Below are 24,168 nucleotides of genomic sequence, written 5' to 3'. Positions count from 1 at the left end.
ACTAAATACAACTGAACCATTTTCAACTACGCATCAAAAACCGACAGCATATTTAAATACCGCAAAGATAATGAAGCAATTACAATGGTGCAAATCCACCACTTTCAATCACGCGCATCAACTTTAAACTAAAAAAACCGCCTCACTCGCGATAAACATCGTTAGCCAGGCGGTTTTTAGAAGCTTTAACAGTGCGGACGAAGGGACTCGAACCCCCACGCCTTTCGGCACCAGATCCTAAGTCTGGCGCGGCTACCAATTACGCCACGTCCGCTTAAAAACGCCGTGCAAAGGTAAAATCTTTTTTTTATCCTTGCAACCCCCTCCATAAAATTTTTCAGCCAAAAAAGAAAAGATTAGCTCACATCAAATTTTCTTCGCCTAAGAATAAAATCGTCGCCCAAATAAACCCGCCTCACATCGGGATCTTCAGCCAGTTCCTCAGCCGATCCGGCCTTCAGAATATTACCTTCAAACAAAAGATAAGCCCGGTCGGTTATCGACAATGTTTCGTGAACGTTGTGATCGGTAATTAAAATTCCAATATTTTTAAATTTCAGCTTGGCCACAATTTCCTGAATATCGCGAACAGCAATGGGGTCAACACCAGCAAAGGGTTCGTCAAGCAAAATAAACTTTGGATTAATGGCCAGCGCACGGGCAATTTCAGTACGTCGACGCTCGCCGCCGGAAAGCTGAATCCCCTTACTCTTACGAATATGAGATAGACTAAACTCCTCCAGCAATTCCTCTACACGTTGTCTTTGATCCGCTTTAGAAAGTGTTGTCATTTCCAGCACAGACCGGATATTGTCTTCCACACTCATCGTTCGAAAAACACTGGCCTCCTGGGCCAGGTAACCCACGCCTTTCTGCGCCCTTTTATACATCGGCTCACGCGTAATATTTTCATCATTAAGAAAAATATCGCCTTCATTAGGCTGAATCAACCCTACCATCATATAAAAAGTCGTGGTTTTTCCAGCGCCGTTAGGCCCCAACAAACCAACAATTTCGCCTTGTTTCACTTCTACCGACACCCCTTTCACCACCGTTCGGTTTTTGTATCGTTTCACAAGATTCTTCGTATGCAATACCAATCCGGAATTGTCCATTCTATTAATATTTCGTAATTACAACAAGATTAAGCCACCTCTTCATTTTCGCGTTTTTTCTCTACTCTTTTAGCAATAACTATGCCTACCTCATACAACACTATTAAAGGCAGACAAACCATTATCTGACTAATAACGTCCGGCGGCGTAATAACGGCTGCCAGTGCAAAGCTAACAACAATGGCATGACGCCGGTATTTTTTAAGAAAAGGAACTGAAACCAGCCCCGCTTTACTTAAGAAATAAATAAACACAGGCAACTCAAACATCACTCCTCCGGCCAAAACAATACTGGCAATTGTTGAAACATAAGAACCGAAATTAATGATATTTTCAACATTGGGACTCACCTGGTACCCTCCAAGAAAATAGACCGATAAAGGCGCTATGAGATAATAGGAAAAAAGGATTCCCATGGAGAAAAGCATACTGGTGGCAAATACAGCCCCCCGGCTATGTTTAATTTCATTTTCGTACAACGCCGGTCGCACAAAACGCCAAAACTCCCAAAAAATATAGGGAAAAGCGACCACAGCACCCGCAACAAACGCCACCCAAATGTGCATCGTAAACTGTCCCGACATACTTATATTTTGAAACGCCAACTGATCCTGATTAATGCATAAAGCCGGCATATCAAGACGTGATGCCAACAAACAAAACAGACGGTTAGTGAAAAAATCAGGTCTGCTGGGGCCCATTATTACAGTATCAAAAACAAAGGACTTAAAGATAAATGCAAGCACGGCCAAGATCATTACCACCGCAAACGACCGCACAATATGCCATCTTAACTCTTCGAGATGATCCAAAAACGACATCTCACTATTATTTGACTTTGACATTCACAAAAAGATAGTTTATACCATATAAAAACAGATCCATACACAACCAGCTTACAAAGTTAACGCAAACCCCGGAAAAGCGAAAAATCAACCACATCTTTTTATTTTAACACCCCTTAACAGGCAAAAAAAACTTTTTTGTGAATAAATAAAACTTTTCTTACCTTCATAAATATTAATGAAACGGATTTAAACAATCACCCGTTTTTACACAGATACAATCGATTTTTAAAATAAAATGAAACACTATATTTGTTCTTAACATCGGCATTTATATTTCTTTACACACACGTTCGAAGCAACCGATTGATAGCTGATTGACAGAATTCTTATATATTTGTTTTCTTGTTAAAAAATTAACCCCCCAAAAAATAAAATTCAATAATCTGAAGAACAACGCGAGTCGGACTATGACAAAGCACATTGATTTAAATGCTCAACTAAAAAAGCACTTTGGTTTCGACACTTTTAAGGGAAATCAGAAAGAGATCATTAAAAATGTTCTTGATGGGAATGATACATTTGTATTAATGCCCACAGGTGGGGGGAAATCGCTATGCTATCAGTTACCTGCTCTGATCCTCGAAGGAACAGCTATTATCATATCGCCGTTAATAGCGCTGATGAAAAATCAGGTAGATGCCATCCGGAATTACAGCGAAGACGACGGTGTGGCCCACTTCCTTAATTCATCATTGACCAAGGCAGCCATTAACCTGGTAAAAGAAGACGTATTAGCCGGAAAGACCAAGATGCTATACGTTGCACCCGAGTCGCTGACCAAAGATGAAAACATACAATTTTTAAAACAGATCAGGATCTCATTTTACGCCGTCGACGAAGCGCACTGTATCTCGGAGTGGGGACATGATTTCCGTCCGGAATACCGACGCATCCGCCCCATCATCAGCGAAATAGGTGAAGCCCCGGTCATTGCTTTAACAGCAACTGCCACCCCTAAAGTTCAGCACGACATACAAAAAACCATGGGCATGCTTAATGCGCATGTTTATAAATCCTCCTTTAACAGGCCCAACCTGTACTACGAAGTACGGCCCAAAATAAATGCTTCAAAAGAAATCATTAAAGTATTAAAGGAAAATGTTGGCAAATCGGCCATCATCTATTGCCTAAGCCGCAAAAAGGTGGAAGAGCTGGCTGAGCTGTTAATCGTCAACGGCATCAAGGCATTACCCTACCATGCGGGAATGGATGCCAGTACACGTTCGGGCAACCAGGACAAATTTCTTCACGAAGATGTTGACGTCATTGTAGCTACCATAGCCTTCGGAATGGGTATTGACAAACCTGACGTACGAATGGTTATTCATTACGACATTCCCAAAAGTCTGGAAGGCTATTACCAGGAGACAGGCCGTGCCGGGCGCGATGGTGGTGAAGGGCGCTGCATTGCCTTTTACAGCTATAAAGACATCCAAAAACTGGAAAAATTTATGCAGGGCAAACCGCTGGCCGAACAGGAAATAGGCAAACAATTGTTGTTTGAAACGGTGGCTTATGCTGAAACATCTCTTTGCCGACGCAAGCTATTGCTGCATTATTTCGGTGAAAATTACACGGAGGAAAACTGCGACTCCTGCGACAATTGTCTGCATCCCAAAAAACAAATTGACGGACAGAAGTCCATATCCACAGCCTTGAAGGTCATTTCGGAAGTAAAAGAAAAATTTAAAGCCGATTACGTTATTGATGTTATTACAGGCAAAAAAAGTTCTGCCATAAAATCATACGGCCATGAAACGCTCGACGTATTTGGCTGCGGCGCTGATAAAGAAGTAAACTTTTGGAAGGCGGTTCTCAGACACGCTCTCATAGCTGAATTAATTGACAAAGACATTGAGAATTATGGGCTATTGAAGATCAGTGAAAAGGGGCAGGAATATATGAAACACCCCTACCCCATTATGGTCACCGAAAATCACAATTACGATGAGATGGAGGAAGAAACCCGCTCGGCAGGCGGCTCAGCCTCAATGGATCCGACTCTCTTCTCCATGCTTAAAGACCTGCGCAAAAAACTTTCAAAAAAATTAAATCTGCCGCCATTTGTTATTTTTCAGGATCCTTCGCTGGAAGCCATGTCGACTTATTATCCCATCAACCTGAAAGAACTGCAGACCATGCCGGGAGTAGGCGCCGGCAAATCCAAACGATTTGGAAAAGAATTTGTAGAACTCATTCATCGGCATGTAGAGGAAAACGAATTGGAGCGACCCATTGACATGGTCGTAAAGTCTGTTGCCAACAAATCAAAACTTAAAATCTCCATCATCCAAAGCATTGACCGCAAAGTGCCCCTTGATGACATCTCCGAAAGCAAAGGCATAGAGATGAATGAGCTATTAAAGGAGCTGGAGTCCATTGTTTATAGTGGCACCAGGGTAAACATCGACTATTACATTGATCAGGTGATGGACGAAGATCACCGGGACGACATTTTCCTTTATTTCAAGGAAGACGCAGAAACAGATGACATTGCCTCAGCACTGGATGAACTTGGAGAAGATGAATTCACCGAAGAAGAGATCAGAATGGTGCGTATTAAATTTATTTCGGAAGTAGGTAACTAGTGTTTGTCTATAAAGTCAACTTCTGCGTTATGCTTGTCATAAAAACAGTCATTTACAAAAAGTAAACTCCTTGATTTTTATGACTTCGCAAGCCTTGAATTTGAATTTTATATTTTAAACCCTTAGTTTAGGGACAGACTCTAACTAGTGTCAGCCGGGAAACGTCATTTTTTTCGTTATTTATGCTGTCAAAATTGTCGTTTGCAACAGTAAACCCTCTTTATCCAAACTTCGAAAGCCTCAAAAATGAAGCTTTCGTATGGAGTACCTGAATTTTATTGCCGGGACCAATTAAAATTTCCATCGCATCTGAACCTTTATCTCATTGCTTTTATTGCTCTCAACGAGATTATAACCCGATCCAATCTGGTCGCGGTCGCTGTAATTCCATAAGGCATAACGCAACCACACATCCCATTTGCGGGTTATATTGTACCTGACAAGTAACAAACAACGCGAACCTCTTCCATAATAGGACGGGACCGAGAACCCATAGAGTACATCAGGTTCATAAGCATATACACGCGTTGCATAATCGCGCGTATCCATCAGTGCATATCTGGCTGTAAGCACCCATTTATTATTGGCAAACCGGATGTCCTGCGCCATCAAAAATCCCATAGGAGGTGAATGGTCCGTAGTCGACATAAAATTCATATCCATGCGAGTGGTAAAACGCCATTTTTCAGAGGCATCGTATCGCGACTGAATCCTGAGTTGGTTGGTTTTTACCTGTTCCACGGGGTAGTCTGGCGTTTCGGAATCCGAATCAACAACTTTCTCCTTATGCCGGTACCGGAATGTATTCTGCCATATAGGGGTGATAGCGTGCTTCAACTCAAGAAGGAAATCAAATCCATCGGCAGGCGCATTGGTCTGCGACCGCAACCACTTATTGTCAAAATAATCGAAGTAGGTGGCCAACGAAAAACGGCCCGGCAAACCGGTCTCAAGGCCCAAATACCAGCCTGTTTCGCCCGCAGACACCGACGATTCGGTCAGCGGGGCACCCAAAGGCGACTGAAAATCAACCGGAATTCGCCGCCAGAAAAAAGCCAGACTGACAGAACCGGGAAGCTCCTGACGGGTGCCAATCCAGTAAGCCGGCTTGCCACTGTAATCATAGGCTACTTCACCAAAACAATGAATATTGAAAAGCGCCCCATCCACCGACAGCCAGCTATTACGGTGCGAAGTACCACGTAAATAAAATCGGTTATAAGGCTTTAATTCCGGTTCGACCGGATGACGCAATTGATACTCCAGATGACCTGCGTCGAGGATAAAACGCCCCAAAAAATATTTTAGCTGCAAACCATAAATCATCTCACCAACCTGTTGTTTTTGAGACAACTCATTAACGGTACGATGATAACCATCGGTTTTAAGACTCCGATAAACAATATTACCAGAATCATCTTCATCCCAGGATGCATCCCGTTTTTGATATGAAAAAAAAGGCGTTGCCGTAAACAAATCACTTCCCAACGACAACAAAGCACCTTTTAACCCGCCTGACTCTGCCACCGACAACGAAGGCCTGCAAGATGGATATCGGCTTCTGACCGCCGTTGCCATACTACTTTTTCGTGGGGCTAATGACGACTGTAAAACAAGCCCTTGCCCCGCGCGCATCCTGTACTGCCCTAAAATAATCTGTTTAATCACACCTTTCGGTTTCCAGCTGATATAGCCATTGATATAATCGAGCGTTTTTATCTCTTCCGAGAAAGCCGGTTCGCCGGCATCCTTTTCCGTCACAAGCCCCACTTCCAGATTAGCTGTTGGCACCATCTGCAAACGCGAATAAAATTTAAGCCGATTGCCGGCATAAGCCGTTTCGCCAGCCTCGTTATCCTTGTAACCGGCAGGGATTTCGGCCAACGCCTGAACCCTTACCAGCCAATCGCCTTTAAAGACAACCCGTTTGGGAGCATCCTCAGTCACCTCATCAAAAATTATCACCGGAGCCAGCCATTCAATAGTCTGACGGGAAAACCCTTCAACCATTTGCAACTCATACAAAGATGTAAACCGACCCAACTGATGCCGGGCATACAACAAAGCCTCAATCTGATCATCATCCAAAAACAGGATACGTTCAAAATCCTCACGCGTCGCAGAATTGATACGCAAAGGACTCATTCGTAACCGCAAAAGCTCATCCAATAAATAAGAATAGTCAGCTTCTTCATCGGCCGAAGCAGCCAGTTGTTCCACAATTTCGGAAGCCCACAACTGAACATCATCCTCCGATTGTGACCAAATTGGCATAACCACAATACCACAACCAATTAAAACACTAATAAAATACCGCATTACAGAACCTATTAGCTTTTAAACAAATAATATAACAAACCAAAAGATGAAGAAATCCCCAGGGAGGCGTGATGACGAACCCCCACATCGAAGGAAAACGCGCGCCATTTAACACTCGTTCCCAGTCCAATGCGCACAGGCGATGTTGAAACAGCACCGCGAAGAATAACCCTGTCAAAAACAGGTTTGGTAATGCCAAATGAAAATAAAGGCGATGTATCGGTCAGCTTCAAAATACCAAATTCCATTTCAAGCTCATTGGCAGGCCGATAGGCTACCCCAACGGCCACTGTTGTAGGATAATATTCCGTATAATCATCGGCATATTGCCATTTGCTCATCGCCGGATTGGTACTGTAAAATCCCAGCGTGACATTGTTGACCGGTAAAATCTGAAATCCGGCATCCATTGTAAAAACAGTCTCATCAGACACGCCCGACTGATGTCGGACAGTCAGCACCGGCCGCACAGCCATGCGCAGCCACGGCGCCATCTGACGCGCCACTGCGACATTATACTGCTGATAATTAAAAGCCTCACAGCCATCCTGCATTACGCCTCCCGCTATTACACAGCCATTGCCCGGCCAGACCATCAAAAGGGTTCGGGCGCTGAGCTCCTGCAATTGATAATCGTTGCTGTATCCCATGCCAAAAACAGGACGTACTGACGTTGCCAATCCCGAAGGATTAGCGTACAAAGACCACGGAGAAGTACTAACCGTTCCAGATTTACCCAGTACATAAGCCTCCGGGTCGCCATAAGGTTGCTGAGAAAAAAGAATTACAGGGAATACGCACCACAAAAAAAAGCAGATGAATAAAAACTGAAAGGGCGACTTGCAGAAGATTCCCGATCCACAGAAATAAATAGGCGCGTCATTATAACTATCCATAACACATAAGGTCAATGGGTTAACTGAGAAACAAGTTAAAAATAAACATTCTCAAAATCAACCATCTGACAAAAAAGTTCAGGAAATGAAGTTCGCGATTGACGCATTAGCAGTCAGGCGTCAAGAAATGAGATACAGGGGTTAAGAAATGAGGTTAACGACTGACGCATTGACAGTCAGACATCAAGAAATGAGGTACAGGGATCAAGAAATGAGGTTCGGAGGTTGAGAAATGAGGTTCACAACTGACGCATTGTCAGTTTTAAGTTAAGAATTGAGGTTCGCGATACAAGAAATGAGAAATAGAAATGGTGCGAAGACATTTGCGCTTAAAGAATCAAGCATTAAAAGTTAATAATTGAGCATTCCGGTTTTAAAAATTAGTTTTCGGCCCGGCGAAATGAGGTTTTTAGCCGATGTATTGCAATTTGAGGTTTAATCCTATGATATATAAAACCGGGAATTGAGGAAATAATATGAAACGGGCATAAAACCAACCTCTCACTAAGGGGAATGCCTATTGCGGTGAGTTCCGGGTGACCTCAACAAACAAATTACAGACACCTGAAATCCCCAAAAACAATACGGCAGAAAGATCAGAGCCCGACGACACGGCAACATTTTTCAAATATAAACCTCACTTTCAAAGCAAAGAAACGCGAACACAATAGAAGAATCGCAAAAAAGAACGACTAATACTCCTTTTTTTTATACTTTTGCATTTTCATTTTAAAAGGAGACCTATTAATGAAGCGCATCAAACTTTTAGACAAAGAGTTCGGCCTCTCTATCCCTGCCAGCGATCTTAAAAAAGCGATCTGGCAAATAGCAGAAAAAATTAACCACGATTTAAAGGACAAAAATCCGCTGATGGTTTGCATCCTCAATGGATCATTTATGTTTTCGGCCGACCTGATGAAGCTAATCGAATTTCCGTGTCAAATCAGTTTTGTGAAATTCGCTTCATACGAAGGAATGGGTACCACAGGAAAGGTTAAACAGCTGATTGGGTTCAACGAAGAGTTGAAAGGCAGAACCATTGTGTTACTTGAAGATATTGTTGACACCGGTATTACCATCGAAAACAGCATTCAACAACTGAAGGATCTGGGCGCTAAAGACGTTCATGTTGCCACTTTATTGTTTAAACCCGAGGCGTATAAAAAAGATCTGCGACTGGATTATGTCGGTCTGGAAATACCAAACGAGTTTATTGTTGGTTATGGACTGGACTACAACGGCTTTGGACGTAATTTGCCCGACATATACAGCGTTATCGAATAAAGATACCGCATTTGTCAAAGCACAGACGTCAATTTTTTATCCCCAATAGAACAAAACACTCAACTTCAAAACACATAGATTAAATTCAAAAGATGTTAAATGTAATTATTTTTGGCCCTCCCGGGTCTGGAAAAGGTACGCAAAGCGAAAAAATTATAGCAAAATTTGGGCTGGCACATATTTCGACCGGCGACATTTTGAGAGCAGAAATCAAAGCTGAAAGCAAGCTTGGAAAAGAGGCGGCTCAGTTTATTAACCGTGGCGAATTGGTTCCCGACGCAACCATCATTGGTATGCTGGAGAACAAACTAAACGGGTTAACCGATGCCAAAGGGGTTATTTTCGACGGTTTTCCACGTACGGTGGCACAGGCTGAAGCACTCAAAGAAATGTTGCAAAAACGAGGTGAAGACATCTCCGTGATGCTAAATTTAGAAGTCAACCGCGAAGAATTAATAAGTCGTCTACTGAAACGAGGTGAAACCTCAGGTCGTTCGGACGATAATCTGGAGACCATCGAAAAAAGAATCAAAGTTTACGAAGAACAAACTTCCCCTGTTATTGGTTTTTATAAGACGGAAGGTACCTATAAAGGAATTAAAGGCGTTGGCACAATTGATGAGATCTTTGACCGCATCAGCAACGCTATAGAAGAATAAACAATAAACCAACAAAACATATATGGCCAGTACCAATTTTGTAGATTACGTCAAAATCTTTTGTCGTTCGGGAAACGGCGGACGGGGCTCGACGCATATGCGACGTGAGAAATTCGTTCCCAAAGGCGGTCCCGACGGTGGAGACGGAGGACGTGGCGGCCATATAATTGTAAGAGGCAATCAAAATTACTGGACGCTGATACACTTAAAGTATCAGCGTCATATTTTCGCCGGACATGGAGAATCGGGGGGTAAACAAGGCTCCTTTGGCTCTGATGGCGAAGACAAATATATTGAAGTTCCGTTAGGTACCGTGGTTAAAAATGGCGAGACGGGGGAAGTTCTGTTTGAGATAACCCAACATAACGAAGAAGTCATACTTGCCAAAGGCGGCCGGGGTGGTCAGGGAAACACACATTTCAAAACAGCCACCAACCAAACCCCGCGCTATGCACAACCCGGCGAGCCAGCCATAGAACTGGCCGCTATTCTGGAGCTGAAAGTTTTAGCCGACGTAGGACTGGTCGGTTTTCCCAATGCCGGCAAATCCACCTTACTGGCAGCCGTAAGCTCTGCCAAACCTGAAATTGCCGACTATCCCTTTACTACACTCATTCCAAATCTGGGTATTGTGGAATATCGCGACCATAAGTCATTTGTTATGGCTGATATTCCCGGAATTATAGAAGGCGCCCACGAGGGAAAAGGCATCGGGCACCGCTTTCTGCGACACATTGAACGTAACTCAATTCTGTTGTTCATGGTACCTTCTGATACCAAGGACATCAAAAAGGAATTTAATATTCTGATTAACGAATTGAAAGAATACAACCCTGAATTACTGGATAAACACCGCATTCTGGCCATTTCAAAAAGTGATTTTCTGGACGAAGAACTGGAAAAAGAACTCGAAGCCGAACTTCCGGACAACATCCCGCATGTATTTATTTCAGCCGTTACCGGCAAAGGAATCCCTCAGTTAAAAGATTTAATCTGGAAGGAGCTGGAAAAATCCATCCTCGACAGATAGTATTCACAGCAAAAAAACGTTTCAAAAGTCAAAACCAAGGCTGCTGATTACCGAATACCTCAAATGGCATCGAGGTATTCGCTGGGCGTTTTTTTGTAAAACTTCTTAAACACACGGCTAAAATATTTAGGATCGTTGAAACCAATACTATAAGCCACTTCATTAATTGACCTGTTTTTAGCAGCCAATAACGGCAAAGATTTTTTTAAACGATAAATAGTAATAAAATCATTGGGTGATAAATTAACCAATGCCTTTAATTTTTTATACAACAACGACCGGCTCACAAACATCTGTTCGGCAAATAACTCGACGCTAAACTCGGGGTTTGAATAGAAGGCCTCCATGATTTCATACGATTTAGTTAAAAATTTATCGTCGATAGATGCCACCTTTCCACTCCTGGGGATATTCACTTCCTTTTCGGAAGCAAATATCATTTTCATTTTACGTCTGGTTTCAATCATGTTATGCAGCTTTACACGCAAAAGCTCAAGGTTAAATGGCTTTGGGATGTAGTCGTCGGCACCAACACGAACACCGGCCATCTGATCTTCGAGTAAAGCTTTGGCCGAAAGCAGAATCACCGGAATATGGCTGGTATATAAATTAGATTTCAATTGGCGGCACATTTCCACGCCATCCATAACGGGCATCATAACATCTGAAACAATAATGTCCGGCGCATTCTTACGGGCAAGGTTATAGCCTTCCTTCCCATCGGCAGCCAATAACACCCGGTAGATCCCAGCTAATGAGTTCGCAATAAAAAGTGCCAACTCCCTATTATCTTCAACCACCAATATAAGCGGTTCGTTAGAGTCGCTATCAAGATCGGCCAGGAAAGGCTCATTATCACTCATACTATCAATAATAACCTGCACTTTCTCGGATAAATCCGTATTACTGAAAGCTGGCATCTCATTGATTTCGGCACCGGGGTAGTCCTCTTTACGGCATGGAATTGTAACGGTAAAACAGCTTCCCTGGTGAGGATTTGACTCTACATCAATATGTCCGTTTAACACTTCAACCAGTTCTCGTGTAAGTGACAATCCAATACCAGAACCTTTAATATTTGAGCCATTGGGAGATCTGAAAAAGCGATTAAATATTTTACCAATTTGCGACTGATCGATACCGACGCCTGAGTCGGCCACCTGAATGTTCAAAACAGGATCAGCACTCCCCTCATGGGACACAGCTGTCAATGCAACTTTTACAGTCACTGAACCACCAGACGGGGTATATTTAAATGCATTCGAGATGAGGTTATAAAGAATATTCTCCAGTTTATTGGTATCAGTCCAACACAAAGCGTCCCCCACATCAGTTTTCAGCAAATACTTAATCTCTCGTTGAGCTGCCAACTCGTCAAAAGCATGAAACACATCGGCAACAAAGCTGTTAATATCTGTATTTGATAACCGAACAGATAAATTGCCCGTTTCAATTTTTCTAAAAAACAGAAGCTGGTCAATTAACAAATTGAGCCGTCGGGCATTTCTTTGAACCGTTTTTAGCATTTCACGTGCCGCATCGGGCAATTTCATCTCATTCATCAATCGGTCAACAGGCGAAATAATAAGAGTAAGCGGCGTACGAAATTCATGTGAAATATTGGTATAAAAGCGCATTCTGTTTTGATTTATACTCTCAATCTCCTGATTTAATTCGACCAGACGATCGCGCTGCTCAGATATCTCCTGATTCTTGGCCTCCAGTTCCTTTTTTTGACCTTCAATAAGGTCCCCTCTACGTTTCAAACGATCATTCGCCACCTGTAATTCGCCAGCTTGCAGTCCCATTTTATCGCGTTGCTGCGCAATCGTTCGGGTCCGGTCCTTCACCATACTTTCCAGCTTATTCTTTTCCAGGATCAGACGTTTGGTATGATGCCGGATATAAATAGCACTTACAACGAAAATAACGATAATTAAAACCACCATGAACCAGGTCGTCTGCCAAAAAGGCGGCCGCACCGTAATCACCAGATGTTTTTCAGAGCTACTCCAGGTGCCTTCACTATTAGCCGCCTTAACCCTAAAGAGATAACTTCCTCCTTTAAGATTAGTATAGGTCACAATACGATGATCAGAAGGCACTTCGACCCAATTTCTGTCAACCCCCTCAAGTTGATAAGCATAACGGGTTTTACGAGGATTGTAATAATCGAGCGCCGAAAACTCAAGCGACAAAACATTATCCTGAAAAGAAAGAGAGATCTCCTTCATTTCTGAGATAGGGGCCGATAACACCACCTTTCCATGTCGCCGCTCACCAACCCCCACCGGTTCATTAAAAATACGAAGGGCGGAAATCTCCACATCAGGCTGATAAGGATAAACCGGAAAACGAGAGGGGTAAAAATGATTCAACCCATTAACACTCCCGAAAAACAACTCCCCTTCGTCTGATTTGTATGATGAGGCCCAGTAGAATTGGTCGCTGAGCAACCCATCATCAGAAAAATAAGTATCGATGAACCCATTTTCAGGATTAAGCCTTGACAAACCATAATCGGTACTCGCCCAGATAAAACCGGCCTCATCCTGCTGAATGGCATAAACGACATTATTGCTCAGTCCCTGATCAACAGAATAACATTGAAATTTAAAATGATCTTCTTCTTTGGATATTTTAAACAGCCCATCGCCGTATGTACCCACCCATATATTACCAGCTGCATCTTCCAGTAAATAAGTAGAATAATTGCCTCTCAATCCGATGCTGTCTGACGCCTCATTTCTTTTCAGTACGTTTACCTGGGTATTCCGGCAAAGCGTATCTCCTAAACGAAAATCCTGATCGGCCCGGAAATAATAAAGACCATTGCGCGTGGCAACCCACACATCATTCTCTCTGTCTTTAATGAGCCATCCGATCTCATTAATGGCTGACAGCGGATTCTCATCATCAATCTTCAAAAACGATTCACTCTTCAAATCCAACACCGCTAATCCGCCTTCAGTACCAATAAACAAACAGTCATTGGCTCCATCAAATAAAACACATGAGATAAAAGAATTCTCGTAATTAGTTTCAGGATTAGCAACAGGAACCAGAAACCGTTTAAAACGACCATCGGGCAACATTTTGGCCAGTCCGGCCCCCCATGTTCCCACCCACAAATTATGCCGGTCATCGAAAGCCAACGTCGTCACAAAATCACCCGGCAATGAATATGAGTTGGCTGGGTCTTGATTAAAACAATTAAACCGGCCTGTTTTTCTATCCAGGTGATTCAGGCCACCACCTGCCGTTCCAATCCAGAGCGATGTAGAATCCGACAATATAGAATTAACCGTGGCATGCGACAAACTATTGGAATTATTGATCTGATGAACGTAATAATCAAAAGGCTTCTGATATAAACTAAACTGGTTTACTCCACCTTTCTCAGTTCCTATCCAAACATTCCCTTCCTCATCAATAAACACCACATTAATGAACATACTGTTTAAAGAAAACCCCGCCACTTTCCGCACCGGGAAAGCACGAAAAGAATTGGTTTTTGGCTGATAAACATCCACACCGCCTAACGTTGCAAGATATATAGTGCCTTTAAAATCCTGTACAATATCATTAACCCGTCCATGACTAAGGCCTCCCTCATTTAGAGGCTCATGAAAAAACCACTCATTTCGTCTGGTTGCAGGGTTAAAAACCCAAACCCCGTTAAAAGTTCCGACCCATAAATCCCCGTCGTTGCTCTCGAACAACGATAAAATCAGGGCTCCTTCCAGATTCCCATGATTATATGGGTACACCACCTCCCGTTGAAAATCATATACCACAATACCGTGATTCGTTCCCACGAGCAACCTACCATCGGACATTTGCAAAAAAGAAGACACATGATTGCCCGAAAGGGCACTGTTGGATGAATCAAAATGTAAAGTTCTATACCCCTCATCGGTTGGGCAAAGCACAAAAAAGCCTTGTTCCAGAGAGCCAACCATAACGCAACCATTCTGGCTAACATAAAGGGAAATCACATTAACGGGATTTCCCGTTGCATCCAATAACTGAAACGTACTGATATCACCAGTTGCCAAATTCAGATAAGCTAATCCACCCGAGGTTCCAATCCACAGTCGGCGATCGGCTGTCTCAACCAGCGCATTAACAAGATTGGAAGGAATAGCAGGCTTATGAAAATTAACAAAACTGTACCCATCGAAGCGGCTTAGTCCGTTCCCGGTTCCAAACCACATCCAGCCTCTTGAATCCCTTTCAATGGCATGCACTGTGTTTTGAGATAACCCCTGATCAATTGTCAGATACCGGATATGATAATTGAAATCGGTTGATACAGCAGCAGCGGTCTGGGTTTCGAATAAAACCAATCCCAACAAAAAATTTACAGACCATGTAAACAATATCCTCGTATGCACTCCCATTAGCTCCTTTTGGATCAAAATTAAGAATAAACCACTAAAGCCAATATTAATCAATCAACTAATTACTCAAAAATCCCCTTTATAAACACCATTTTCCACTCAAAAAGATCGAACAGTAGATACTTTTGAAGAAGTATCATACGAAACAAATTATCATTTCAACACAACAAATATGCTATTACTAAAAAAACGGCTGAATATTGCGTTGCCTGCGCTTATAATTATCCTGGGAACGGCCTGCCAACCTACGGTAAAATCCCCTTCTGAAAACCCTTATAAAGACGATTACTCAGACATATCCTCTCTGAGCCACCGATCGCTATGGGGAACCGCAAATGTACACGATCCATCGGTCATCCAAGCTGACAGCTTCTATTATGCCTACTCTACAGATGCCTATTACATTCCACGTGATGTTCCATTTTTCGATATCGACGAACCGGTGGGTAACATCCAGATACGAAGATCCAAAGACCTGGTAAACTGGGAATTCCGAGGCTGGGCCCTGGACACAATTCCCCGCGAAGCTGTGGCCTACATACATGGGTTAACAGGAAACAAAGGGGCTGAAAATGTCTGGGCGCCTAAAGTAGTTAAATATAAAAACATTTACCGCTTGTACTATTCGGTCTCTACATTTGGGAAAAAGACCTCCTATATTGGACTTGCTGAAGCAACGACCCCGGAAGGTCCCTGGACAGACAAGGGGTGCGTAATCAAAAGTGGGCCCGCCACCTCAATGAATGCCATTGACCCGTCTGTGATAACCGACTTTCAAAACGGCCGTATGTGGATGCATTACGGTTCCTTCTTTTCAGGTCTCCATTGCGTTGAGCTGAACCCACAAACAGGGAAAACACTCAAAGAGGGAGATATGGGGCATCTGACAGCAACCAGAGCCGACCGAAAAAATAAAATCATTGAAGCGCCGGAGATAATTTACAATGAGACACTAAAAATGTATTATCTATTTGTTTCATACGATCCCCTATTTACCTTCTATAATGTACGTGTGGGACGTTCGGAACGGCCACAAGGACCATTCTACGATTTCTTTGGCAACGATATGGCAGACACAACCAATAACTACCCCATCCTAACACACTCCTATCAATTTGAAAATCAACCTGGCTGGTCGGGCAATGGACATTGTGGCGTTATCGAAAATCAAAACGGTTTTTACATGTTCCACCAAGGACGTTTGGCGCCAGACAACTTAATGCTCCGGATGCATGTACGTGAAATAAAATGGCTCTCATCAGGCTGGCCAGTCGTTTCACCGGAACGCTACCTACCCGTACCCCAACAAAAAATAAAAAAAGCAGACCTCACGGGCGAATGGGAAATTATACACCTGCAGGAACCCAAGGCTCAGACGAGTCTGTGGCAGGGACAAATTCCCCCGGGCGGCTGGCATTACAACAAAAAAGCATTCAATGTATCCAAAAAAATAAACTTCAATAAGGATCAAACCATTCAGAACAGTGATTTCTCCAGCTGGCAGCTAAAAGGAGACAAGCTTATGCTGAATGATCTGGAATGTGTTATATTTAGCGGATGGGATTGGGAGAATCAAAAACCGACGCTTCTTTTTAGCAGCATTCTTCCCGATGGAACAGGTTTGTGGGGTAAAAAAAGATAAAAAGCAGAAACAGACTCCAGTGAACGGGATAAAGCAAAAATAATAAAAGCAAAAAATACTTTTATTCAAAAAACTGCTTAAATTTAAGGCACATTAAAAAATATTTATCTATGAAAAAGTCAAATTACGCCATCACTATGATAAGTTTAACGCTTATCATAGCATTGGGCTTAGGCTCATGTTGCAGCCCTAAGCAACAAAACATCCAAAAAGAAGTATTCGGCACACTTTCGACAGGGGAAACAGTTGATCTTTACACACTCACAAGTACCACCGGTATGAAAGTAAAAATTATGACCTTTGGCGGCGCACTTGTAGCCATTGAAACACCGGATAAAAACGACAGTTCCACCAACGTAATACTTGGCTTCGACAATTTATCGGATTATGAAAATAACCGTGTTTTCTTTGGTGCACTTATAGGCCGCTATGGCAATCGAATTGCCAAAGGCAAATTTACCCTCGACAACGTAGACTATCAATTGGTCACTAACGATGGTGAAAATCATTTACATGGTGGTGAAAAAGGATTCGACAGGGTTGTTTGGCAGGCAACTCCCATCGAAAATGCAGAAGCACCTGCACTGAAACTCTCTTACTTAAGCCCGGACGGCGAACAGGGTTACCCTGGCAATTTGAATGTTACCGTAACATACACCCTCAAAGGAAACGACCTTCACCTCGATTATGAAGCCACTACCGACAAGGCAACTCCAATCAACCTGACCAATCACTCGTTCTACAACCTGGCAGGCGAAGGCACCATTCTGGATCACGAATTAACGATCAATGCAGCAGCTTATACGCCTGTTGACTCCACTTTAATTCCAACCGGCGAAATAGTCGCTGTTGAAGAAACTCCTTTTGACTTTAACACACCCACTGCTGTAGGCGCTCGCATTGACTCTGTAGAAGGAGGATATGACCATAATTATGTGTTAAATACAGGCGAAGGGCTCCAATTAGCTGCAAAACTGAAAGACCCAAAAAGCGGACGTTACATGGAACTATTAACGACCCAACCGGGCTTGCAATTTTATTCTGGAAATTTTCTGGATGGAACACAATCATGCGGTCAACGTGTTTACAACATTCATACAGGTCTGTGTCTGGAAACACAACACTTTCCTGACTCTCCCAACCAACCGCAATTCCCGACGACCATTTTACAACCCGGCGAAACATTCCAATCAACAACGATTATGCGCTTTGGCGTTCATAAATAATCGGCGTTAAAATAATAATAAAAAGAGGCTGTCTAAAAACTTTAGGCAACCTCTTTGTTATATATATAATCGACTCTTTACTTTACAGTTAAAATTCAGTCATCTATTACCTCAAAACAGACGGCGTCAATACATACCATGATGATATCAAATGTGAAACTACCTGCATAGATATCCATCAATAGAAGCACACCCCAGAAGTATAATTTTCCCTAAACAAATAAAAGGCCATCCAAAAGAGGATAGCCTTCTACATAAATGAATTTCCCTGTTAAAGAAAAGTCACATCTAAACAAGAACTTAAAACTTGTTAATCTCGGTAAATTTACCGAGTTCAACATATTTTTCATAAATACTCTGATACCTTTTCACGTTCGCAGCATTGGGAAGATACTCCTTTTCGAATCCTTTACCCATACTTTTTTGCGCTGCTTCCACCGACCCATGAACGCCGGCAACAACAGATGCAAACATAGCAGCACCAAAAGCACATGTTTGCTCGGTACGGGCCACTTTAATAGGCATGTTCAACACATCGGCCAACGTTTGCATGACAAAAGGCGATTTTTTGGCGACGCCACCAAGGCCAATAATACCTTTTAGCTCTACACCCTCTCTGGCAAACCGGTCGACGATAGCCTTTGAACCAAAAGCAGTCGCTTCAACCAAAGCGCGGAAAATCCGGGGTGCCGAGGTGCCCAGTTTTAGTCCGGCAATACTACCGGTAACTTCCTGACTGGCATCGGGCGTACGACGGCCATTCATCCAATCAACAGCAATAACCGTTGACTCTTCCAGAGAAATGTTACTGGCGGCCTCCGATAACTCAGGAATAATCTTATCCATCGTCTCTTCAATCAATTTTGCTTTCGTTTCAGCATCAATCAACGAAGACTTGGACAATATATTTTCCATTGGCCATGCCACGACCTTCTTAAACCAGGCATAAATATCGCCGAAAGCCGATTGCCCAGCCTCAAGCCCAACATAACCAGGAATAACTGAACCATCCACTTGTCCGCAAATACCAGCGATCAATTTATCTCCAATCTGCTCATACGGTGCAATCATGATATCACAGGTAGAAGTTCCAATGGCGCGAGCCAACACATTGGGTGTTACTTCACCGCCAACAGCCCCCATGTGACAGTCAAATGCTCCCACACCGACGGCCACTTCAGTGGTTAACCCCAACCGGTCAGCCCACTCAGTCGTCAGATTTCCAACCTTGACATCGCTGGTATAAGTATTCTGGAACAAACGGTCCCTGTACCCTGCTAACATGGGATCAAGTGTCGTAAGAAACTCTTCAGAGGGAAGTCCATCCCATGCTTCCAGCCACATAGCCTTATGTCCGGCAGCACAACGACTACGGACCACCTCTTTAGGCTTCTGCTTCCCGGTTATAAGTGCCGGCATCCAGTCGCAATGCTCAATCCATGAGTAAGCAGCTTTACGAACAGCCGGATCCTGACGCAACACATGCAATGCCTTTGCCCAAACCCATTCAGAAGAATAGATTCCGCCTTCGTATTGCGTATAATCAATTTTCCACTTATGCGCTAGCTCGTTAATTTCAGCAGCCTCGCGCACTGCCGTATGGTCTTTCCACAACACAAACATTGCATTGGGATTATCGGCAAATTCAGGTAACAGAGCCAATGGTATTCCAGCTTCATTGGTAAACACAGGGGTACTACCAGTTGTATCAAATGATATACCTACAACATTAGCAGCAACATCACCTCCTGCTTTCTGCAATGAATCCTTAACAATATACTCCATTACATCAATGTAATCCAATGGATGCTGACGATACTGATCTTTAGCAGGATCACAGTACTTACCGTCCATCCAACGCGGATAGTGCTTAACCGAGGTGGCGATCTCTTCACCCGATCCCGTTTCAACTATAACAGCGCGGGCAGAATCAGAACCATAATCGAGCCCTATAACATATTTTTTAAGCATCATAATAAAATTTTAGACTTACTTCTGCCCATAATAAGCGTTTGCACCATGCTTACGTTCAAAATGTTTGGTCGTTAAATGATCACTCATGGTCATTTTAGGATTTAACATTTTACTTATATAAGCCATTTTTGCAACCTGTTCTAACACAACACTATTATGCACAGCGTCATTCGCATTTTTACCCCAGGTAAAAGGGGCATGGTTTTTCACTAAAACACCTGGTATATGATTGGGATTTATTCCGTTGAAACGCTCAACAATAACAGTCCCGGTTTCTTTTTCATAATCTCCCTTCACCTCATCAGCAGTCATATCGCGTGTACAAGGAATCGAATCAGAAAAATAATCGGCATGTGTTGTTCCGACAATGGGTAAGTCCAATCCAGCCTGAGCCCATGCAGTACCATAAGTTGAATGGGTGTGTACAACACCTCCAATTTCAGGAAATGCTTTATATAACTCAAGATGAGTAGGCATATCAGACGAAGGCCTAAGCTCACCATCCACCACATTCCCATCCAAATCAACCACTACCATATGCTCGGGTTTCATGCCATCATAAGGCACACCGCTTGGCTTAATAACGACCAAACCCAATGCCCTGTCGATGGCGCTCACGTTGCCCCAGGTAAAAATAACCAGACCATGTTTTACAAGATCAATATTGGCCTGACAAACTTCTGATTTCAATTGTTTTAAATCCATATCAATTAATCTTTTACCAGAAAATGCCATACAACAAACCAAGAATCACGAGAATTCCCACAGCTCCGATGTTAAATACCTTACCTGTTTTAAAACTTTCCGGATTCAGTTCTATAGCCATTTTATCGGCAGCAATAATTTTTTCGTTAGAAACAAGAATAATGCCCACAAAAATGAAGGCTGCGGCTAACATAAAAATATTTCCAATACCATAATTCGCCCAATAGTGAATATTAATACCCACAACGCCTATAATAGCTGAAATAACACCAACAATCAGCATCAAATAACCGGCACGAATATATGCGGGACGAACAATATGTTTGGTATCTGTGGTCCACACTTTTCTATCAACAAAAGTAATGACGGTCGCAATCAGAGCCAGAATAATAAAGACAAAAGCCATACGCATCATCCAAGGCATCTCAGGGAATCCGAATTTGAAACCAAAACCTAATGGCAGCGTCATTAAAGCCGTCCATAAAGCAGCCTTATTGGTAGCCTGACGCCAAAACAATCCCATAAAGAACACAACGACAACACCTGGGTAAATAAACCCGGTATATTCCTGGATATATTGGAATGCCTGTCCCAGATCGTTCAGCATCGGTGCAATTAACACAGCTATAAACAGCGCGGCAAAAGCAACAATACGACCAACCAAAACCTGCTGTTTATCAGTAGCGTTTGGATTAAAATAAGGTTTATAAATATCAACCGTAAAAATAGTTGAAGTAGAGTTAATCATAGAAGCCAATGATGAAACAATTGCGGCTGTCAGCGCAGCAAAAGCAAGTCCCCGAACGCCAACCGGCATATAATTAGCTAATAAAAACGGATAAGCTTCATCAGCTTTAGGCAAATCGCTTTTCAAATAAAAAGCAGCAATTCCTGGAATAACGACAATAAGCGGGATTAAAATTTTCAAATAACCACCAAAAAGCAAGCCTCTTTTTGCATCATTGATAGATTTGGCCGCCAAACCTTTCTGAATAATATACTGGTTAAAACCCCAATATCCGAAATTAGTCAACCAAATACCACCAAGTATAATGCCTAAACCCGGAAGATCGGAAAATACTTCAGGTTTCTCATCGGCTGTAGCAATCATATGAAAATGATCACGAACACTTTCAAAAAGCGTACTAAATCCCTGAACAGGGCCTCCACCATCACCCCCCACAGCGTCAAGGGCCATATAGGTCGTTACCAAACCACCAAACACGAGAAAAACAACCTGAACCACATCGGTCCATGCTACGGCTTTCAACCCTCCGTAGATAGAATAAATTCCTGAAAACAAAGCAAGCCCGATAATACCGTACATCAATGGAACACCAAGAATTGATCTCATGGCCAACGCACCCATATAAGTTACCGAAGTAAGGTTAACGAACACATATATCAAAAGCCAGAATATTGCAAAAGCAGTACTCACGCCTCTCGAATACCGTTCAGCAAGGAACTGCGGCATGGTATAAATTTTCTTCTCAATAAAAATGGGAATAAAATACTTTGCTATAATGATGAGCGAAGCAGCAGCGATCCATTCATAACAGGCAATGCCTATTCCCAGAGCATAACCGGAACCAGACATCCCTATAAACTGTTCAGCCGAGATATTTGCGGCAATAAGAGATGCACCAATGGCCCACCACGTTAATGATTTATTGGCCAAGAAATAATCCTGAGCAGTTTTCTGAACGCCCTTTTTGCCCTTTGAGATAAAAAGGCCCATTCCCAGAATAACAACCGCATAAACGGCAAATATTACCCAGTCAAGTGTTGCAAAAGCAGATTCCATAGTCAATTATAATTTTTAAAACAATTTTACATAATACGATTCAGGTGATAATAGACGTCATTCCAACGCAGTTCCTTCTTTAACTCAGGAATCGTTGTAGATTCATCAATCAACACCAATTCAAGGCCAGCAATTTCGGCATAATCCTCAAGATATTCAACCGTTAAATCGTAAGAAAAACTTGTATGATGCGTACCACCGGACAAAATCCAAGCAGCCGCCCCAATCTCAAAATTAGGCTGCGGAACCCACAAAGCACTGGCAACAGGCAACTTAGGAAGCGGTTTTGATTCTATACAATCCACCACATTAACAATCATCCGGAAACGGCTACCCATATCTACTACGGTTGCAGCAACACCTTGTCCGGTTTTACTGGTAAATACCAAACGAGCCGGATCATTTTTACCACCAATACCAAGAGGGTGAACTTCCAGACGCGGTTTTTTATCGGCAATTAACGGACAAACCTCCAGCATATGAGCCTGAAGAATAGAACTATTTTCACCATCAAAATTCAATGTATAATCCTCAAGGAAAGAACATCCTTTGGGTAATCCTTGCCCCATAAACCACATGGTTCGAAAAAGAGCAGCTGTTTTCCAGTCTCCTTCAGCGCCAAAACCATATCCATCGGCCATTAAACGTTGAGAAGCCAAACCCGGCAACTGATCAACGGCAGCCAAATCGTCAAAATTCGTTGTGAAAGCCTTGGCACCTTTTTCCTCTAAAAACTTACGTAAAGCGATCTCAATGCGTGCAGCATGAACCACCTGACCTCTGTTTTTACCACCCTCTTTACAATCATCGGCAAACTCATATTCGGCTTCATAGGTCTTCATCAGATCAGCAATCTCAGCATCAGTCACCTTATCCTGAACTGCGACCAGCTCAGCAATCGGATAATAATCGACATGATATCCCATTACCATTTCAGCTTCCACCTTATCGCCATCTGTAACAGCCACATTATTCATCTGGTCACCAAACCGAATAATCCGTAAATCCTGAGCATCGGCCCAGGCGGCAGCAACCCGCATCCAAACAGCAATTTTCTTTTGCGCCTTAGGGTCCTGCCAATGACCCACCACAACTTTGCGTGGCTTATGTAAACGAGCCGTTATATGTCCAAACTCACGATCACCATGGGCACTTTGATTAAGATTCATGAAATCCATATCAATTTTATCCCATGGAATTTCTTTGTTATACTGCGTATGAAAATGAAGCAATGGTTTACGTAATTCCTGCAAACCATGAATCCACATTTTAGCCGGCGAAAAGGTATGCATCCAAGTGATTACGCCAATACACCTGTCCTCATTATTAGCAGATTTCATGATTGCGGTCACTTCTTTAGCTGAATTAGCAGTGCCTTTATACACCACTTTAACCGGCAAATTACCAGACGCATTTAACCCTGACACCATTTCCGTTGAATGACCATCTACGGCAACGACTGCATCTCCGCCATAAAGAAGTTGTGCACCCGTCACAAACCAAACTTCAAAATTTTCCAACATAGCTAACATTTTTAATTAATTGCAATTATCCTCTCTGTTCCTACTGCTGACAACCACTAGTTCATGTCAATATTAAAACATAAACGGTTAATCGTCAAGAAAATATCACACTATTTAAATTTTATTTAAAATCTGCATAAAAGTAATAATTA

General features: G+C 42.7%; 15 protein-coding genes and 1 tRNA gene. 6 read left to right on the top strand and 10 right to left on the bottom strand.

Annotated features, from left to right (window positions below; all coding sequences use genetic code 11):
• Positions 1-192 precede the first annotated feature (192 nt).
• From ACT3CD_RS01970 to tatC, 3 genes are all read right to left on the bottom strand, one after another.
• Positions 193-274: transfer RNA gene (locus ACT3CD_RS01970), tRNA-Leu, on the bottom strand.
• An 82-nt stretch (positions 275-356) separates the two neighbouring features.
• The gene (gene lptB, locus ACT3CD_RS01965; RefSeq protein WP_444642423.1) at positions 357-1,115 is read right to left on the bottom strand and encodes an LPS export ABC transporter ATP-binding protein; all 759 of its coding nucleotides are present in this window, start codon (positions 1,113-1,115) and stop codon (positions 357-359) included.
• A 29-nt stretch (positions 1,116-1,144) separates the two neighbouring features.
• On the bottom strand, positions 1,145-1,960 hold the full coding sequence (gene tatC, locus ACT3CD_RS01960; protein ID WP_444642421.1) for a twin-arginine translocase subunit TatC: 816 nt from the start codon (positions 1,958-1,960) through the stop codon (positions 1,145-1,147).
• 410 nt (positions 1,961-2,370) lie between these two features.
• Here tatC and recQ point away from each other — a divergent pair, with 410 nt between their 5' ends.
• A complete protein-coding gene (gene recQ / locus ACT3CD_RS01955) occupies positions 2,371-4,551 on the top strand; it encodes a DNA helicase RecQ (protein ID WP_444642420.1) in 2,181 nt (726 codons plus the stop codon).
• 291 nt (positions 4,552-4,842) lie between these two features.
• Here the strand turns inward: recQ and ACT3CD_RS01950 are convergent, their stop codons facing one another.
• On the bottom strand, positions 4,843-6,870 hold the full coding sequence (locus ACT3CD_RS01950) for a ComEA family DNA-binding protein (RefSeq protein ID WP_444642418.1): 2,028 nt from the start codon (positions 6,868-6,870) through the stop codon (positions 4,843-4,845).
• Between the two features lie 11 nt (positions 6,871-6,881).
• The gene (locus tag ACT3CD_RS01945; protein WP_444642416.1) at positions 6,882-7,766 is read right to left on the bottom strand and encodes a hypothetical protein; all 885 of its coding nucleotides are present in this window, start codon (positions 7,764-7,766) and stop codon (positions 6,882-6,884) included.
• A 747-nt stretch (positions 7,767-8,513) separates the two neighbouring features.
• Between ACT3CD_RS01945 and hpt the strand changes: the two genes are divergently transcribed.
• The 3 genes from hpt (at position 8,514) to obgE (ending at position 10,739) form a co-directional block, all read left to right on the top strand.
• Positions 8,514-9,050 carry a hypoxanthine phosphoribosyltransferase gene (gene hpt, locus ACT3CD_RS01940; RefSeq protein WP_444642414.1) on the top strand — a complete coding sequence of 179 codons (537 nt, stop codon included), beginning with the start codon at positions 8,514-8,516 and terminating at the stop codon, positions 9,048-9,050.
• A 92-nt stretch (positions 9,051-9,142) separates the two neighbouring features.
• Positions 9,143-9,709, top strand: a complete 567-nt coding sequence (locus ACT3CD_RS01935) for an adenylate kinase (RefSeq protein ID WP_444642412.1) — start codon at positions 9,143-9,145, stop codon at positions 9,707-9,709.
• A gap of 22 nt (positions 9,710-9,731) precedes the next feature.
• Positions 9,732-10,739, top strand: a complete 1,008-nt coding sequence (gene obgE / locus ACT3CD_RS01930; RefSeq protein ID WP_444642410.1) for a GTPase ObgE — start codon at positions 9,732-9,734, stop codon at positions 10,737-10,739.
• Positions 10,740-10,798: 59 nt separating this feature from the next.
• On the opposite strand, the gene ACT3CD_RS01925 is transcribed toward obgE, so the two are convergent.
• Entirely contained in the window at positions 10,799-15,142 is a 4,344-nt protein-coding gene (locus tag ACT3CD_RS01925) for a two-component regulator propeller domain-containing protein (protein ID WP_444642408.1), read from the bottom strand.
• Positions 15,143-15,314: 172 nt separating this feature from the next.
• On the opposite strand from ACT3CD_RS01925, the gene ACT3CD_RS01920 reads away from it, so the two are divergent.
• Together ACT3CD_RS01920 and ACT3CD_RS01915 are read left to right on the top strand one after the other, a co-directional pair.
• On the top strand, positions 15,315-16,784 hold the full coding sequence (locus tag ACT3CD_RS01920) for an arabinan endo-1,5-alpha-L-arabinosidase (RefSeq protein ID WP_444642406.1): 1,470 nt from the start codon (positions 15,315-15,317) through the stop codon (positions 16,782-16,784).
• 110 nt (positions 16,785-16,894) lie between these two features.
• Complete coding sequence (locus tag ACT3CD_RS01915) at positions 16,895-18,010, top strand: aldose epimerase family protein (RefSeq protein WP_444642404.1); 1,116 nt, start codon at positions 16,895-16,897, stop codon at positions 18,008-18,010.
• Between the two features lie 300 nt (positions 18,011-18,310).
• On the opposite strand, the gene ACT3CD_RS01910 is transcribed toward ACT3CD_RS01915, so the two are convergent.
• The 4 genes from ACT3CD_RS01910 to araA are packed head-to-tail and all read right to left on the bottom strand — an operon-like array spanning position 18,311 to position 24,016.
• Positions 18,311-19,984 carry a ribulokinase gene (locus tag ACT3CD_RS01910; RefSeq protein WP_444642402.1) on the bottom strand — a complete coding sequence of 558 codons (1,674 nt, stop codon included), beginning with the start codon at positions 19,982-19,984 and terminating at the stop codon, positions 18,311-18,313.
• Positions 19,985-19,999: 15 nt separating this feature from the next.
• Entirely contained in the window at positions 20,000-20,689 is a 690-nt protein-coding gene (locus ACT3CD_RS01905; RefSeq protein ID WP_444642400.1) for an L-ribulose-5-phosphate 4-epimerase, read from the bottom strand.
• Between the two features lie 13 nt (positions 20,690-20,702).
• Positions 20,703-22,493 (bottom strand): sodium:solute symporter family transporter, encoded by a 1,791-nt coding sequence (locus ACT3CD_RS01900; protein ID WP_444642398.1) that lies wholly within the window; start codon positions 22,491-22,493, stop codon positions 20,703-20,705.
• A gap of 26 nt (positions 22,494-22,519) precedes the next feature.
• Entirely contained in the window at positions 22,520-24,016 is a 1,497-nt protein-coding gene (araA, locus tag ACT3CD_RS01895; RefSeq protein ID WP_444642396.1) for an L-arabinose isomerase, read from the bottom strand.
• Between the last annotated feature and the right edge of the window lie 152 nt (positions 24,017-24,168).

The organism is Geofilum sp. OHC36d9 (genome assembly GCF_052400685.1).
In the GTDB taxonomy this organism is placed as follows: Bacteria; Bacteroidota; Bacteroidia; order Bacteroidales; family Marinilabiliaceae; genus CAZHHH01.
This window is presented reverse-complemented; position numbering and strand designations above follow the sequence as displayed.